This is a genomic window from Bacilliculturomica massiliensis, from assembly GCF_900605495.1.
GTDB lineage: Bacteria > Bacillota > Clostridia > Peptostreptococcales > Anaerovoracaceae > Bacilliculturomica > Bacilliculturomica massiliensis.
Genome location: NZ_LR027602.1, coordinates 521,032 through 538,071 on the forward strand (window position 1 = coordinate 521,032; position 17,040 = coordinate 538,071).

13 protein-coding genes are annotated in these 17,040 nt (G+C 54.1%); 12 read left to right on the plus strand and 1 reads right to left on the minus strand.

The features are described 5' to 3' along the window. Window positions 1-93: 93 nt before the first annotated feature. The 12 genes from E0E37_RS08575 to E0E37_RS08630 all read left to right on the plus strand — a co-directional run bounded on the left by E0E37_RS08575 (window position 94) and on the right by E0E37_RS08630 (window position 15,243). Complete coding sequence (locus E0E37_RS08575) at window positions 94-1,434, plus strand: acetyl-CoA hydrolase/transferase family protein (RefSeq protein WP_207302937.1); 1,341 nt, start codon at window positions 94-96, stop codon at window positions 1,432-1,434. Beyond that, window positions 1,431-2,579 (plus strand): acyl-CoA dehydrogenase, encoded by a 1,149-nt coding sequence (locus tag E0E37_RS08580; protein ID WP_130862620.1) that lies wholly within the window; start codon window positions 1,431-1,433, stop codon window positions 2,577-2,579. Before E0E37_RS08575 ends, E0E37_RS08580 begins: the two co-directional genes overlap by 4 nt. 24 nt (window positions 2,580-2,603) lie before the next feature. Continuing rightward, on the plus strand, window positions 2,604-3,395 hold the full coding sequence (gene etfB, locus E0E37_RS08585) for an electron transfer flavoprotein subunit beta (RefSeq protein ID WP_130862621.1): 792 nt from the start codon (window positions 2,604-2,606) through the stop codon (window positions 3,393-3,395). Between the two features lie 13 nt (window positions 3,396-3,408). After that, window positions 3,409-4,488 carry an electron transfer flavoprotein subunit alpha/FixB family protein gene (locus tag E0E37_RS08590; protein WP_130862622.1) on the plus strand — a complete coding sequence of 360 codons (1,080 nt, stop codon included), beginning with the start codon at window positions 3,409-3,411 and terminating at the stop codon, window positions 4,486-4,488. 369 nt (window positions 4,489-4,857) lie between these two features. Next, the gene (locus tag E0E37_RS08595) at window positions 4,858-6,306 is read left to right on the plus strand and encodes a Na+/H+ antiporter NhaC family protein (RefSeq protein WP_130862623.1); all 1,449 of its coding nucleotides are present in this window, start codon (window positions 4,858-4,860) and stop codon (window positions 6,304-6,306) included. Between the two features lie 195 nt (window positions 6,307-6,501). Continuing rightward, window positions 6,502-7,785: a hypothetical protein gene (locus tag E0E37_RS08600; RefSeq protein WP_130862624.1), complete on the plus strand. Its 1,284-nt coding sequence runs from the start codon at window positions 6,502-6,504 to the stop codon at window positions 7,783-7,785. A 17-nt stretch (window positions 7,786-7,802) separates the two neighbouring features. Further along, on the plus strand, window positions 7,803-8,546 hold the full coding sequence (locus E0E37_RS08605; RefSeq protein WP_130862625.1) for an SDR family NAD(P)-dependent oxidoreductase: 744 nt from the start codon (window positions 7,803-7,805) through the stop codon (window positions 8,544-8,546). A gap of 103 nt (window positions 8,547-8,649) precedes the next feature. After that, window positions 8,650-10,053 carry a glutamate mutase L gene (locus E0E37_RS08610; protein WP_130862626.1) on the plus strand — a complete coding sequence of 468 codons (1,404 nt, stop codon included), beginning with the start codon at window positions 8,650-8,652 and terminating at the stop codon, window positions 10,051-10,053. A gap of 81 nt (window positions 10,054-10,134) precedes the next feature. After that, window positions 10,135-11,889 carry a cobalamin-dependent protein gene (locus tag E0E37_RS08615; protein WP_130862627.1) on the plus strand — a complete coding sequence of 585 codons (1,755 nt, stop codon included), beginning with the start codon at window positions 10,135-10,137 and terminating at the stop codon, window positions 11,887-11,889. A gap of 295 nt (window positions 11,890-12,184) precedes the next feature. Then, on the plus strand, window positions 12,185-13,465 hold the full coding sequence (locus tag E0E37_RS08620; protein WP_130862628.1) for a tRNA nucleotidyltransferase/poly(A) polymerase family protein: 1,281 nt from the start codon (window positions 12,185-12,187) through the stop codon (window positions 13,463-13,465). 23 nt (window positions 13,466-13,488) lie between these two features. Next, a complete protein-coding gene (locus E0E37_RS08625; protein WP_130862629.1) occupies window positions 13,489-14,268 on the plus strand; it encodes an IclR family transcriptional regulator in 780 nt (259 codons plus the stop codon). A 129-nt stretch (window positions 14,269-14,397) separates the two neighbouring features. Beyond that, window positions 14,398-15,243, plus strand: coding sequence for an N-acetylmuramoyl-L-alanine amidase (locus E0E37_RS08630; protein WP_130862630.1), 846 nt, complete (start codon window positions 14,398-14,400; stop codon window positions 15,241-15,243). A 207-nt stretch (window positions 15,244-15,450) separates the two neighbouring features. On the opposite strand, the gene E0E37_RS08635 is transcribed toward E0E37_RS08630, so the two are convergent. Further along, complete coding sequence (locus E0E37_RS08635) at window positions 15,451-17,007, minus strand: ClC family H(+)/Cl(-) exchange transporter (protein ID WP_130862631.1); 1,557 nt, start codon at window positions 17,005-17,007, stop codon at window positions 15,451-15,453. Window positions 17,008-17,040 lie beyond the last annotated feature (33 nt).

The window sequence follows — 17,040 nt, forward strand, 5'->3', positions numbered from 1 at the left end:
AAGACGGCCTGGGGGAAGGGACGGAAAAGGACCGATCCCCTTGGGCCGCGCCGGATGCCGGAAAATCAGTAACATCAAAGGAGTATTCGTTTTATGATCGACTACGCAGGTGAATACAAGAAGAAGCTGGTGAGCGCGGATAAGGCTGTGCAGGCCGTTAAGCCGGGCGACTGGGTGGATTACGGCATGGCTCATTCCATTCCCATCGCGCTGGACAAAGCGCTGGCCGGCCGGAAGGATGAACTCCGCGACATCAAGGTGCGGGCCTGCCTGTCGCTGCAGGTGCCGGAGATCGTCAAGGCCGATCCGCAGGGTGAGACCTTTACTTATCAGAGCTGGCACTTCGGAGGCGTTGACAGGAAGCTCTACAACCAGGGCAGTTGTTTCTTTATCCCGCTGCTCTACAGAGACCAGCCGGGATATTACAGAAATGATCTTGACGTGGATGTGGCGATGATCCGGGTGACGCCCATGGACCGCCACGGTTATTTCGGTTTTTCTTTGATGAACTCGTCTAACGCGGCGATTCTGGAAAAGGCGAAAACGGTAATTCTTGAGGTCAATGAAAACCTTCCGCCCGTATATGGATTCGAAGAGTGCATACATATCTCTCAGGTAGATTTCGTGGTAGAAGGAAATAACGAAATGCCCGTGGCGACGCCTGTGCAGTCGAATGCCACCGAGACGGACCGGAAGATCGCGGAGTATGTAATAGAAGAGATCGAAGACGGCTCCGTGCTGCAGCTGGGGATCGGCAGCCTGCCGGACACGGTAGGACACATGATCGCTCAGTCGGATCTGAAAGATCTGGGCATGCACACGGAAATGCTGGTGGATTCCTACTATGAGCTTTACAAGGCCGGCAAGCTGACGAACCGCAGAAAGCAGATCGACAGGGGCAAAGGAGTCTGGACGTTCTGCGTGGGATCCGCGGAGCTTTACGAGTGGGTCAGGGAAAACCGGGGCCTGCTGTCCGCGCCGGTAAGCTACTGCAACTCGCCGGAGGTCATGGCGCAGAACGACAAAATGGTTGGGATCAACAATTGTATCGAGATGGATCTGTTCGGGCAGATCTGCTCGGAGTCTGCCGGCTACAGACACATCACCGGCACAGGAGGCCAGATGGACTTTGTGCAGGGCTGCAGAAAGTCCAGGGGCGGAAAATGCTTCGTCTGTATGTCCTCTGTATTTGAGGGCAAGGATGGGGTGACCAGGTCCAGGATCGTGCCCGTCATGCAGGAAGGTGGGATCGTGACAGACCCTCGTTCCTTCCCGGTCTGTGTGGTGACGGAATTTGGAAAGCTGAATACAGCGGGTCTTTCGACCTGGGAAAGAGCGGAAGGGCTGATCTCTCTGGCTCATCCTGATTTCCGGGAGGAATTGATCGCTGCTGCAGAAAAAATGAAAATTTGGCGGAGGAGTAACAAGATATGAGCTTTATACTGACAAAAGAGCAGGAACAGGTCCAGAAGATGATGAGAAGCTTCGTGGAAAACGAAGTTGCTCCCATCGCGGACGAAATGGACAAAGCCGGAGAGTTCCCGGTGGATCTTGTTAAAAAGATGGGACGTTACGGCCTGATGGGCGTTGCGTTCCCGAAAGAGTACGGCGGCGCGGGCGCGGATTACGTTTCCTATGCCATCGTCATCGAGGAACTGTCCAAGGCGTGGGCTGCGGCTGCTACCATCGTGGCGGCTCACAATTCTCTGTGCTGCTGGCCGATCTTTGGCTGGGGCAACGAAGAGCAGAAGCAGAAGTATCTGCCGGACCTGCTGTCCGGAAAGAAGCTGGGCGCGTTTGGTCTCACGGAGCCCAATGCGGGAAGCGACGCCGGCGCACAGCAGACGAGAGTAGATGTGAAGGACGACTGCTACGTGCTCAACGGCGCGAAGGTCTTCATCACCAACGGCGCTTACGCCGATGTGTTTGTGGTCATGGCTATGAACGACAAGAAAAAGGGAACCCGCGGCGGCATCAGCGCATTCATCGTAGAGAAGGGCGATCCGGGATTCTCCATCGGAAAGTCGGAAGAAAAGCTGGGAATCCATTCTTCTTCCACCACCGAGCTGGTATTCCAGGACTGCACCATTCCCAAGGACAGACTGCTCGGAAAGATCGGCGACGGCTTCAAGGTCGCTATGAGCACGCTGGAAGGCGGACGTATCGGCGTTGCCTCTCAGGCGGTGGGTATCGCTCAGGGAGCTTTTGACCTGGCGGTAGAATATATGAAGCAGAGAAAGCAGTTTGGCAAGAAACTGTCTCAGTTCCAGGCTCTGCAGTTCGAAATGGCCGATATGGATACGCGGATCCACGCAGCCCGTCTTCTGGTCAGAGAAGCGGCGGTCCGCAAGGATCAGCATCTGCCCATGGGCAAGAATTCCGCGATGGCGAAATACTACGCGGCGGACACTGCTATGCAGGTTGCCGTCAAGTGCCTCCAGTTCCACGGCGGATACGGCTTTACGCAGGATTACGCGATCGAGCGGTTCTTCAGAGACGCGAAGATCACCGAGATCTACGAGGGAACATCGGAAGTACAGAAGATCATTATTGCCGGCACGATTTTCGGAAAAAAATAGACGGTAAAAAGGGAGGAACGACTTATGAAAATTATCGTATGCGCAAAACAGGTGCCGGACACCAATGAGATCAGGATCAATCCGGAGACGGGAACTCTGATCCGCGACGGTGTGCCCAGCATCCTCAATCCTGACGACGCCAATGCTCTGGAGCTGGCCCTTGAGATCAAGGACAAAAATCCGGGAACCACGGTAACTGTGGTCAGCATGGGACCGCCGCAGGCGCAGGAAATGCTGGAAGAGTGCCTGGCTATGGGCGCCGATGAGGGAATTCTCGTCTCCGACAGAGCTGTCGGAGGTTCGGATACATGGGCTACGTCCAACGCGCTGGCGGCCGCGATCAGAAAGGTCGGAGATTTCGATCTCCTGCTGGGCGGACGTCAGGCCATCGACGGAGATACGGCTCAGGTCGGACCGCAGATCGCGGAAAAACTGGGGCTGCCCCAGGTCACTTACGTGACGGAGTTTGAACTGGAAGAGGGCGGAAAATCCATGGTCGTAAAACGGGCCCTGGAAGATGGATTTGAAGAGATCCGCATTCATACGCCCTGCATGCTGACGGCGATCAAGGAGCTGAACGATCCCAGATACATGTCCATCAGCGGGATCTACAACAAAGACAAGGATATCAAGGTGTGGAACGCAGCTGATATCGAGGTGGATCTGACTACCGTAGGTCTGAAGGCGTCGCCGACCAACGTGTTCCGTTCCTTCACGCCGAAGCCGAAGGGCAAGGGCGTTATGCTGGAAGGCGATACGGACGGCGAACTGGCGCAGCATCTGGTCGATGACCTGAAGCGGAAACACATCATTTAAGGGAGGAAAGAACATGGCTACGGAAAATCTTTCAGATTACAAAGATATATGGGTGTTTGCGGAGCAGCGTCAGGGAAAGCTGATGAACGTTGCGCTGGAACTGATCGGAGAGGGTTACAACCTGTCCAGAGAGATCGGTGCGGACACGAAGGTGTGCGCTCTGCTGATCGGAAATAATATCGACGATCTGGCCAAGGAGTGCTTCGAGTACGGCGCTGACAAGGTGTATCTGGTTCAGGATCCGCTCCTGGAAAACTACACCACGGACGCTTACACCAAAGTGATCACCGATGCGATCCACGAATACAAACCGGAGATCGTTCTGTACGGAGCGACTCACATCGGCAGAGACCTGGCGCCCAGAGTGGCGGCCAGAGTGGATACCGGTCTGACGGCGGACTGCACGCACCTGAACGTAAAACTGGGAAGCTACATTGAATATGCAAAAGAGAATACCACTCTGAATACGGATAATCTGGATCCCAACGATCCGGATACCGGTCTGAAAATGACCCGTCCTGCATTCGGCGGAAATCTGATGGCCACCATCATCTGCCCCAGGACCAGACCGCAGATGTCCACGGTGAGACCGGGCGTAATGTCCAAGAGAGAACGCGTGGAAGGCGCTGTGGGAGAGATCGAGAACGTAAACGTGAAACTGACGGCTGCGGATATCCGCACAGAGCTGATCCGTGTGGTAAGAGAGACCAAGGAAATGGTCTCCCTGACGGATGCGGACATCATCTGCTCCGGCGGACGCGGTCTGGGCGGTCCGGACGGCTTTAAGCTGATCAAGGAGTTCGCCGACAAAGTGGGCGGCGTGGTAGGTTCTTCCAGAGCCTGTGTAGACAGCGGCTGGATCGACCACTCTCATCAGGTCGGCCAGACCGGTACTACCGTAAAGCCGACGATCTACTTTGCATGCGGAATTTCCGGTGCGATCCAGCACCTGGCAGGCATGCAGAACTCGGATATCATTGTTGCCATCAACAAGGATCCCGAGGCTCCTATCTTTGAAGTTGCCGACTATGGTATCGTAGGCGACTTATATAAAGTGATCCCTGAGATTATGGAGCGCTGGGACGCGGAATAATGCCTCCCGCGTGACCGGCGAAGACCAAAAACAAGGACACCTATGTGACACTAAATCAAAATGGCAGATTTCGCATGTTGAAATCTGCCATTTTGATTTCTCTTGCGAATTTTCAGTATATTCCGTACAATTGGCAAATAAATTGTTGAAATTTCAACGATAACAAAAAATGTATTGCTAAAAATATAAATTATCTTAAAATTGGAGCATCTACAATATTGAAATTATATTGACTACATGTTATAATAATTAAAATTGCTAATTTAGCATTGTGATTTCGTGAAAGGAGGGTAGTCGTTAGGGGGAAAACGGGGGAGAGAAGACGGTAAATTACCTTTTGTTAGAGTAAGTAAGAAAAGGAGAATCAAAATGGAAAATGCAAAGAAAGTGAGAGCACCGGAGCGCGAGGGTACCTTTGCCAGCTCCGTGATCATGTTCATCATTTGCGTCAGTGTCATTATGGTAGGCATTCTTGTTCTCGGACTGGATGCCCACATTCCGCTTATTTTTGCCTGTGCTATTATTATGATTTATGCCGCGTTTCTTCACATTCCTCTCGGGGAGCTGGAGACTGCGATGGCCAATTCGGCCGCCACATCCATGGGCGTTATGGTGGTCATCATCGTTGTCGGTACGCTGATCGCTTCGTTCATGGCGGCCGGTACCGTACCGTACATAATCTATGTAGGGCTGGAATTGATCAACCCTGCCTGGTTCCTGGCTTTCGTAACGATCATGTGTGCGATCCTGTCATCTGTAACGGGTTCGTCCTGGACTACATGCGGCACCATCGGCGTTGCTTTCATCGGAATCTCCATCGGACTTGGCATTCCTGTGGGAATGGCTGCGGGAGCTGTGGCCGGCGGAGCTTATTTCGGCGACAAGCAGTCCCCGATCTCCGACTTTGCCATGTATGCGGCCGGTGTTTCCAGAGTTAACATTTATAAACACTGCAAGAACATGCTTTATACAACCGGACCCGCACTTATTGTATCCATCATCATCTACTTTGTTCTGGGCATGCGCTTCAGAGGCGGCGAAGTAGACGCTGCACAGATCGAGGTCATCAGAGGGGGACTGGAGCAGATCTACAATTTCAGCCCCATCGTACTGCTGCCCCTGGTGGTTCTGATCGCAGCGATCATCCTTAAGCTGCCCACCACGGTATCGCTGTTCCTGGGAATGTTCTGCGCACTGATCATCGCTATCACTTATCAGGGCATGAATCCCGGAGATGTGCTGAAGATGCTGATGAACGGATATTCCATCGATCCCGCTATCGCGGAGAGCGTACCGGCTGAGGTTGCGAAGATCTGTCAACGGGGCGGCGTCTCTTCCATGCTGTACACCCTGGCTCTGATGATCTGTTCGCTGGCTATGGCCGGCGGCTTCGACAGAACGAAGATGCTGACCAAGATCGTAGACAAGATGGAAAACATCATCAAGAACAGAGTGGGACTGATCGCCACCACCCTGGTGACCGGTATCGGAATGTCCTACTTCGCCTGCGACCCGTACATTGCGGCTATCATCCCGGTGAAGGCTTACGAGAAGAAGTACGAGGAAATGGGTCTCGACAGATGCGTGCTCTCCAGAACGATCTCCGACGGCGGCGTAAACTTCTGCCCGATCGTTCCCTGGGGCTCCTCCGGCGTATTCACATCCCAGACTCTGGGCGTGCCTGTAGGCCAGTACATCGGCTACTACTACATCGGCTGGGGCACCTGCATCATGGCTCTCGTCTGCGCGATCACCGGCTGGGGTATGAAGACCTATGACTACAGCCAGGATCAGAAGGATTCCGTGATGACGGCTTAGTAAAAATATTCTTTCTATCGTTGATCGGTTCATGAAAGAACAGATAGACTTGTGCGAGACCTGGCTACGGACCGCTCTGCGGACCGGGCCAGGTCTCCAGACTGAAGAAAATCAGGACAGACAGATCGGGTTTATTTCTGAATGGGGCCCCGCCGGTGCAGACCGGCGCGGGCGCCGGAAGAGAGGAGAAGCAGAATGGCTTTGGACTTAAAAGAAAAACTCAAGGATCTCCGCGGCGCGGACTGCAGCTTCATCGACGAGGCTAGACGCACGGGCAGAGAACTGAAGGTTGGACAGACTCGTTTTGTGGCGGCCAGTGAGTTTCAGTCGGAAAAGAGCTACAAGAAGGCCATGAGCAAGAAAGGCCGGATGATGTATCATTTCCATCTCTGCTGTGAGAACAATGAAGTGTTCAAGACACAGATCAGAGAACTGGATGAAAAACTGTCGGCCAAAGGACTGTGTCTGGATCGTTTCGGCATCAGCATCGACCCGGCGATGGCGCTTCCCGCCGATATCCGGGAAAAGAACAAAAAAGGCGGCGCGCTGTACTTTGCCGGTCAGGAAGACTGGGATATGCTTGGCATGTCGGAAAAGATGCAGCCCCATCTGGGAGACAATATGATCGGAAGCCCGGCTTCCTATGAGATCGTGCAGAACGCGCTGAAAGCCGGCGTCACCACCATAGGCAACGTTTCACAGTTCTTCGGCTACGAGTATCCCGAGTTTTCCGATGTGGACGCCAGGACCAGAAGCACGCTGCAGGCCATGGCGGTCATGGCCGAGAACGTGGATGCGGGAACGCTGATCCATTCAAATCTGGACGACGGCTACGGCGACAAGGCCGCGGATCTGGGACTGCTCATCGGCTGCGCTCTGCTGGAAAAGTATCTGGTGGAAGACCTGATGGGCGCGAAGATCGCTCACTCTTACGGCGATATGTTTTTCTCGCCGGAGAAACGTCTGATCTTCCTGTCCGCGCTGAAGACGGCCCACAAGGGCGATCTGACCGGCTCCATGGTATTTACCAACAAGCTGGGAAGAAACAGCGCCGACATAGAACGCAACACGCCCCACCTGTGCATGTCCGTGCTCTGTGACATGGCAGGTCAGTACGTCTATCAGACGGGCCACGCCATCGCCACGATGGCCAATCAGGGCCTGACCACCGACGTGACTACCGACGAGGTCGTCAGAACGCTGGAGTACGCAAAGGAATTGGAGGCTTACATCCCCGACGTGGTGTCACTCATTGATTTTGACAAGATTGACAGGAGGGCCAAGGAGGTCTACGATCGAGGGGAGATGTTCTTCGAGTCCACTCTGGAGGTCCTGAGCGACCACATTGATATCGATAATCCGTATGCTGTGCTTTCCGCGCTGAAGAGAGTGGGGATCGGCAATTTGACCGACGCTCTCGGAAGAATGGACAGAGACAGCATCATAGCTGATTATAATTTATTTGAGCACGACCATTAACCTAAGGAGGTAATGTCATGGGTATGTTTGACGGAAAAGTAGCATTGATCACGGGCAGCGCACAGGGTATCGGACAGGCGATCGCACTGAAGTTCGCTGAGAACGGCGCGGATGTCGTTGTGCACGGTATTGGAGCCACTGCGGACTGCAAGACCTGCAAAGATATTGAGGCGCTGGGTAGAAAGACTCTGGTGTACGACACGGATATCACAGATGTGAAGGCGGTAAACGCCATGGTAGACGATGTTATTGCCAAGTGGGGAAAGATCGACATTCTGGTCAACAATGCGGGAATCTATCCGGCGGTGCTGTGCGTCGACGTGGACGAGGCTCACTTCGACAAGGTGGTGGATGTCAACCTGAAGGGAACGTTCTTCACCACTCAGGCTGTTGTGAAGAAGTCCATGATCCCCAACAACTACGGCAGGATCGTGAGCATCAGCTCCTGCGACGGCAAGTGCCCCGCCTCCGGCGTGGCGATCTACTCCGCGGCCAAGGCCGGCGTGATCAGTCTGGTAAAGTCCTTCGCACTGGAGATGGCGGAATACGACATCAACAGCAACTGCGTGGCTCCGGGCTGGGTAGAATCCGAGACCGTTCTGGCCGGCGACCGCTGGAAGGACGCCCTCAAGATCATTCCGTCCAGACGTCTGGGCAAGCTGTCTGAGATCGGAGAAGCCTGCTGCTTCCTGTGCAACGACAACGTATCTTATATCAACGGCGAAGTTCTTGACGTAAACGGCGCTATCATTATGGACTAATGCGGCGATGGGCCGCCCGCCTGTAGGCGGGCGGCCCGCTGCAGAGATCAGTTCGTAGGATTTCCAGGATGAAAAGGAAATTTCAGCGAAGGAGTTATACAAAATGGGCAATGCAATTTTGTTGGATTTTGGCAGCACGTTCACAAAGGCCACGGTGGTGGATCTGGATGCGAGAAAGATCGTGCTGGCGGAGAAGGAACCATCCACAGTGGGTGTCGATGCGAAGATCGCTTTGGACCGGCTGTACGACAAGATACGCAGGGAGATAGGGGAAGAAAACTTCAGGCAGGCGCGCAAGCTGGCTACCAGCAGCGCCGCTGGAGGGCTGCGGATGATCGTCATCGGACTGACTCCCACTCTGAGTATCGTGGCCGGAAAAAACGCGGCCTTCGGAGCGGGCGCGAAAATTCTCAAGTCCTATTCAGGCTTTCTCACCGATGAAGACGTGGCGGAGATCGAGAGTTCCAGAGCGGAGATCATACTTCTCTGCGGGGGCTATGAAGGCGGAAATACCACCGCTGTCCTCCACAACGTAAATATGCTGGGAAAGATGGACAACAGGATCCCTATCATCTACGCGGGAAACAGCGAGATCCTGAAGGACGTAAAGATCGGGTTCTATCTGAAGAGAAAAGAGTGCTTCGTCGTCAACAACATCATCCCCAGAGTGGGTGAAGTGGATTCCGCCCACGCGGAGTCGCTGATCCGCAATATCTTTCTGGAACGGATCACCAATATGAAGGGCCTGGACAAAGTGAAAAGCGCCATCGAACGCATTGTAATGCCTACGCCGGCGGCGGTGCTGGAAGCGGGCGAGCTTCTGGCCCGCGGCTGCGGCAGCGAACCAGGGCTGGGCGATCTCATGATCGTCGACATCGGCGGAGCGACCACAGATATCCATACATACTGCGAGCCGAGGGCTTACGAGGGCGCGAAGATCGTGGGCTCTCCCGAACCCTATGCAAAGCGCACGGTGGAGGGAGATCTGGGCATGCGCGAATCCTCAGGACTGGTGATCGAGGAGATCGGAAGCGCCCAGGCGGCGGCGGATCTGGGGATCACGGAAGAACAGCTCGGGAGTTCCATCGGCCGCAGGCTGGAAAACATCAAATTCCTGCCTGCAGACGATCCCGCCCACAGAGAACTGGAACTGCGGGTCGATGAGCAGATCGCCTGCTACGCCTGCAGAACGGCGGTGCGGAGACACTCCGGGAAGCTGGAGCACGTGAGATCCAGGGTGTGCCCTCTGGTACAGAAGGGGAAAAATCTATCCAGGATACGCACGGTCATCGGCACGGGCGGCCCGATCATTCACAGCGGCGCTCCGGGCAGGATCCTGGCGGAAGCGGTCACTACGGAACAGGATGTAAAGCTGAACTACATGCTTCCCAGAAGCGCGGAGTTCTTCGTTGATACTGATTACGTATTTTACGCGGCGGGCATTCTGAAGGAGATCGATCCGGAAGCAGCGCTGGCGATCATGAAAAACAGTTTGAAACAGGTGTAATAAATCCGGCGCGGGCCTTGGCGAAAGGCGCTGGGGTCCGCGCTGCAGATGGTATGGCTCCAGGCTCAACAGGAGGAAAATATGGAAATCAAAATGAAAAAGAGGTTTGAGTACAAGAACCTCCCCGACATGCAGACAATTCGCTCGGAGATCAAGAAACTGCAGGATCAGGTGGAACTGGGTCAGACTCTGTTCTGTAAGGAACACGGTGTGAAGACCGAAGGCGAGTACAAGAAAAAGATGATGAACTCAGGCCATCGTCATATCATGAAACATACCCACATCGGGTATAATACGTGGGATACCACTAAAAAATGTGTAGAAGAAGTCTACTCGCAGCTTCAGGAAAGAGGAAGCTATATCGACCGGTTCGGATTCTGTCTCGATAATCTCATGGGTATGCCTGAGAAGTGGAGAGCAGGACAGCTTCAGGGAACCGGACTGATCTTCAAAAACGAGGAAGAATGGAAACAGATCGGGCAGATCGTGCCGGTGCAGCCCCACTGCGGCGATATGATGATCGGTACGCTCAACGGTCTGGAAAACGCCATGAACGCGCTGCGCGCGGGCGTTACCACCATCGGAAATCCGTCCCACTACTATACCTACGAGTGGCCGGGCATCGATGAAGAAGAGTACCGCGTCATGGACATCATCAAGGCTGTGGGCGTCATGGCAAAGTTCAAGGAGGACGGCGCTATCATCCACTCCAATCTTGACGACGGTTACGGCGGGCAGCTGCACGACATTGCCAACCTGGTCGGCTGGGCGAGAGTGGAACGCTACTACATCGAGGATCTGCTGGGCGGCGGTCTGGGCCACTGCTTCGGAAATCTGTTCAGCCACCCGATCATGCGTATCATCTTCAACCTGGCTGTATGGGAGATGAACCCCAACCATATTCCGGGTTCCATGATCTATGGAAATACCACGGAGTACGGATTTGACTTTGAACAAAACTGCGGAGCCCTGGCTTCGTTTATCACTGGCGACATCATCGGTCAGAACCGCCTGGCTACAGGTCACGCTGTGGTGCCTATTCCGGTCAGCGAGGCGGCCCGTATCCCCACGGTGGAAGAGATCGTCCAGGCCCATATGATCGCAGACAAGATGATCAAAAAGGCGCCGTGTTATGCGGAATATCTGGATTGGGACAAGATCATCGCGGAGAAGGATCTGCTGGTAGCCTGCGGAAATCTCTTCTTCGAGAGAGTCATGAACGGACTGGACAGTCTGGGCGTAGACACAGAGCATCCCGGCGAGATCATGGGAGCCATCAAAGCCATCGGACCTGCGCAGCTTGAAGAGAACTTCGGCGTGGGCAAGGCGGATAAGATGGCCCTGCGCGGAAGGATCCCCGTACGTCCCACCAACTCGGTCAGCGATCTGAAGCGTCAGGAGCATTCCATCATCGTTCAGATCCCCGGCCTGGAGAAATCCCTGGAGGGCGTCAAGGTCGTTATCTGCACCACCGACGTTCACGAATTCGGTAAGCAGATCATCAAAGACATTCTGATCGAAGCGGGCGCTACGGTCTTCGACCTGGGCACCAGCATCGGAACGGCCGAAGTGCTGGACGCTGTGATCGAGACCGAATGTAAGGTGGTGCTGGTCAGCACCTACAACGGTATCGCCTATAGCTACGGCAAGGAACTGCTGGAAGGGCTGGAGAAGAGAAAGCTGGATGGCGTCAGCGTCATCATGGGCGGTCTCCTCAACGAGGACCTGGACGGCGACGAGCTGGCCGAGGACGTCAGCGACAAACTGAAGGAAATGGGTATTCACGCCGATAACAAAGCAGAAGAGATTATAGATGTGATAAAGGCTTGCCTCTGATTTGTGTGAATGATGAGGCGCGCCGTCGTCCGGCTGTTGCTGCAGCCGGACGACGCCAACAAAAGCAGGGCTGAATACGTATGCCTTGCTTTTGTTGTCTCAGACGGCGGGAGAGCCGCCGGCAGAAGCGGATTTCATTTGTTATTTTTGGAATGTAATTTTACTATTTGTTTGCAATTGTATTTATTTATTATATTATTACTCGCTTTTTGTCTGCAAAAATGGAATGGCAGGGGATCTGGCCCTTGCGTAAAGAAAAAGTATTTAGTATACTATGTAATTAAGGATGAAAAATATGGATGACATCAGATTGCCCAGAGGCATCAAGAAGATTCTCAGGCTGCTTTCGGAGAATAAGCGAACGGCCGCGGCGGCGGGAGCCGGTCTGCGGGAGCTGGCGGCTGAGACGGAATTGACGCAGTGGAGCGTGATCACGGATGCGGACGCAGCGCTGCTCGCCAGACTGTTTCCGGAAGGAAAGCAGGTGGGCGGCAGCGGCTCTTCCGGCGAAAGCGAAGCTGGAATGTTCCGGCTGGAAGGTTTTGGACCGGAAGCGGGGGATAAGGATGCGCCTGTGGTTTTTTATTTTCTGTCAGGAACGATGGAAGAACATTTGAATTCCAGATTGGTGACCGCAGACGCCTTCGCCTTTGACGGCCAGCAGATGACCGATCCCTGGGGCGGGCTGGAAGATGCACGGGCGGAGCGGATCCGCACAGTGCGGGACAGCGGGGAGCTCTTGAAGGAGGACCCTTCCGCTGCCTTTGAACTGATCGAGTATGCCGCGCGCACGGGATTCAGCCTGGAGGGGGAGCTGAAGGCCCGGATCACGTCCGTGGCGTCACAGCTGAAGGAGACTGACAAAACGTGGCTGGCCCGCTGGTTCGGACGGATACTGACAGCGCCCCACGCCGGACAGGGAGTGCTCTATATCAGAGACTGCAAACTGTTCCCTCTGATCGTGGGGGAGCGGATCTACCGCACCATGAGCAAAAACGAGAAAAAAGGTCTGGATATGTACATCAGGCGTATCGACGATACGCTGCCTATCTTGGAACGTCGGCTCACCGTATTTTACTTGGGGTTTTTGAGAAAGCGGGATTTTGCCGCTATGGCTCATTTGAATTATGACAGCGCTCTCAGGGAAAAAGAAATTTATGCGCACAAACATCTGCCCGATCTTCACTTTATTCGCAAAAGTAAACAGCTGAAGCGCCTGATCTACGACGAGGGTTTTGACAACTATCAATTTCTTGAGAATATAGCGAAAATTCAGTGCAAACTTTATGACATTGATACCAAAGGGGTTTTCGTCCGCGACACCATGCTCCATGAGATCAGCAAGAACAATGAAGCGGTCTTTATCGAGGATCTGGCGATCAAGAAAAAAGATCTGATGGAATCCGGTATTGTGAAGGATGAAAAACGGGCGGATCTTATTCTGTCCCTGCTGCCTTATTATGTGCACAAATGGCCTAAGTTCAATACGAAAGAGATTTTGCTGGATCAGGCCAAGAAAATTCAGCGAAACAAATGGAAGGAGTTTAAGCTGAAACACGCATATTTCAGGGGGTGATGCGTGCGGATGTAAAGTGAAAAATGGGAAATGAAACGGGAACAAACACAACGAATAATTTATTCACACTGACGCTGCTGAAAGCTGTGGAGATCCTGAACTGTTTTGACGACGACTGTCAGGAAGTGGGGATCAAGGAGATCGCCGAGCTGATCCACATGCCGCAGAGTTCTGTTTACCGCATTATGCAGAGCCTGGAATTTACAGGATTTATTTTTCAGAACAAGAAAAACAAGAAATACCGCATGGGCCCGAAGGTCATCCGGATGGCGCGGTCTGTGAATTGCATGGACAAGTATATGAAGGTCGTAATGGATAATATGAAGCAGCTCAATGAAGAATGCGGCGAGACCATCAATCTGGGCATCGCCGACTGCGACAGAGTCACGTATATCTACAGAGTGGAGAGCAAGCACCTTCTGAGGCCCAATTATGAGCTGAACGCCAGATATCCCGCTTACAGTACAGGTATGGGAAAAGTTTTTCTGGCGGACATGTCAAAGTCCGTGCTCCGCTGGGTATACGACAACAACACGGCAGAAATTGGCGGTACCTTCGAAGACTTCTGGCAGAGGATGGAGCAGATCAGAAAGCTGGGGTTCGCGGTGGACGACGAGGAATTCTGTGCGGGCCTGCGCTGTGTGGCTTCCCCGGTGAGAGGGCCGGGCGGAAATGTGATCTTTTCCGTCAGCGTCTCCGCTCCAACGATGCGTATGCCGGACGACGTCTTCGATAAGACGAGAGCAATGGTCATGGCGTGCACGCAAAAGTCCACGGAAGAGATCCTTCAGATGGGACTGTAACATACATACTGCACATTTTTTGCATTCATTGAAGCGGTCTCCGTTCTAACGGGGGCCGCTTTTTTCATATAATAAAGCGAAGGCAGCGCCTGGATATGCAGGGGATGTTTCCTCCCCGGAAAGGACGGAATGCAATTGAAAATAAAGTGGGGAGCCGCCACGGTCCTGACCGCGCTGATCATAGTTCTGCTGATCTCTGCGGCGCCGGCAGAGCTGTCGTCGCGGGCGTCTCTGATCTCGCCGTCGGATACCATCGTCATCGATCCGGGGCACGGGGGGATGGACGGGGGAGCCGTAGGCGCGGCGGGGATCAGCGAAAAAGACATCAACCTGGCTATCGCTCTGGCGATCCGCGACCTGGCCGAACAGGACGGCTGGAAGGTGGTCATGACCAGAGAAGAGGATAAAGGCCTGTATACAGGCGTGAAAAACGACGGTACGGACCAGATGGAGATAGAAGGGAAACGAAGTATACGCAGTTTGAAAACAGAGGATCTGAAAGAGCGGAAAGCCATCGTGGAGAAGACGGAACCGGTCATGGCGGTAAGCATCCACCTCAACAGCTTCAAACAGGATCCGGGGGTACACGGGGCGCAGACCTTCTACCCCTCTGCGGCGCAGGATGATACTGTGGTGGACAGGAGCAAGGAGCTGGCGGAACATATTCAGGAAAAACTGGTGGCTGGTCTGGACGACGGAACGGACCGGATCGCCCTGGGCAAAAAAGATGTGATGCTGTTTAAGAATCCCACGGTTCCCATGGTCATCGTGGAGTGCGGTTTTCTCTCCAATCGGGCGGAGGAACAACGCCTGTGCGATGAGGAATATCAGAAAAAAATTGCGGCGCTCATTTATGACGGAATGATGGAATTTTCAGGGAAAGAACGCCGAAAAGCGCTTGATATCATTGATAACAGAACCGCGAACGCAGTTTTGCGGCGGGGTTACGATTTATCCTGTGGAAGCTGTGGATAACTTTGGGGTTGATTTTTTGATTGACCCATGTATACGTTCAAATTTAAACGATCTGTGCTTTACACATTATCCACAGGGGCCTTGGGATAAAATTGTATACAATTTTATCCCGCATGTGGAAAATCGACAATAATCCCGAAATTTCCGCATTTATCTCTTGTTGAAAAACGTTCTTTCACGGGCAAACATAGGTTTACATAATGTTTGCTAAGGCGTTACGAGCTGCCGTAATTTTTTTCGTATTTCAGCCTCTATGGACAAAGGCGACAGGCAGATGAGATAGTCCCCGGGAAGGATCACGGTCCGCCCTTTGGGAATAAATTCCCGGCCCCCGCGCTTTACCGCGATCAGCAGGCACTGAGAAGGCCACGCCACCTCGGAGACCTTTTTGCCCGCCGCCGGGGAACCCAGCTGTACGATGATCTCAAAGGTGATCTTCTTGTCCGTATCTTCCTCGATGTGCAGGCGGCGGTTTCCCTTGACCTGTCTTGCCAGCAGAGAGTCGTAGATGGGCTGGCTGGATACCAGATCCGCCGTCAGATAGGCGATCAGCGATACTACGGTGAGAGACAGCATGTGGGAAAAAGAACCTGTCATCTCCACGATGAGCACGATGCCGGTGATCGGCGCCCGCACGATAGCGGCGAAGAAACCGGCCATGGAAATAATGACGAAATTGTAAAAGAGAACGGGGTCGATCCCTGCATAGGTCACCGCAAGCTGGCCGAACCAGGCGCCGACGGCCGCGCCCATGACCAGCAGGGGGAAGAAGATCCCGCCCGGGGCTCCGGATCCGAAGCTGACCATGGAAAACAGGAATTTTACCGCCAGAGCGGCGAGAAGCAGTCCTGCGGCGGTGTCTAAAGTGAAGAGCGAGAGCATGGCGTGGCCGCCGCCCAGGACCATGGGAAAGCACAGCCCCAGGACGCCGGCGCACGCGAAGGGGACGATGGGCCGGGCCCAGTCGGGCAGGAAAGAGACGCGTTTATAAGCGCTCTGGGTGCCCAGAAGCACTCTGTTGTACAGCGCTCCGGAAAGCCCCAGCAGGATCCCCAGGGGCAGCAGACACCAGTAGGCAGTCAGCGGAAGAGCCCCTTCCACGGGAAATTGGAAGATGGGAGCCATGCCGAAGACGTACTTCGACACGAAATCAGCGGCCACGGAAGCGGTCATGGCCGAGAGCAGGATGGCGGGAGAAAAGTACTTGAATACTTCCTCCAGCGTGAAGACGACGCCTGCCAGCGGCGCGTTGAAAGCGGCTGCCAGCCCGGCGCTGGCTCCGCTGGCCATGAGCAGCTTTCGTTCCATGCGGGTGGCCCCGTAGCGCTGGGCAAAGCCGTCGGCCACGCATGCGCCCAGCTGAATGGACGGGCCCTCGCGGCCCAGCGACAGGCCTGCCACGATGCAGAGCGCGCCGCCGAAGAACTTGGCCAGGAGAGTGGCCAGCCAGCTGTTCTGAAAGTATCCCAGAAGAATACCTTTGACCTGGGGAATGCCGCTTCCGCTGATGAGGGGACAGCGGCGGACCAGCAGGCCGATAAAGGCCCCGGCTGCGGCCAGGCCCGCGAACAGGCAGAAAACCGCCGGCGCCGCGCCCCCGCGGATGGTCCCGTACATGGCAAAGGACAGGCTCTCGGCTTCGCCCAGAAGCCATCGGTAAGCCACCACCACCACGCCTACGAGAACGCCTACAAAGAGGCTTTTTCCCACTGTGAAAAAGAGTTTTCTGTCTGTATTGATGATCCCTTTATAATTATTTTTCATTGCCTTACGCCTTCGATCTCCTATTTCTGTGTG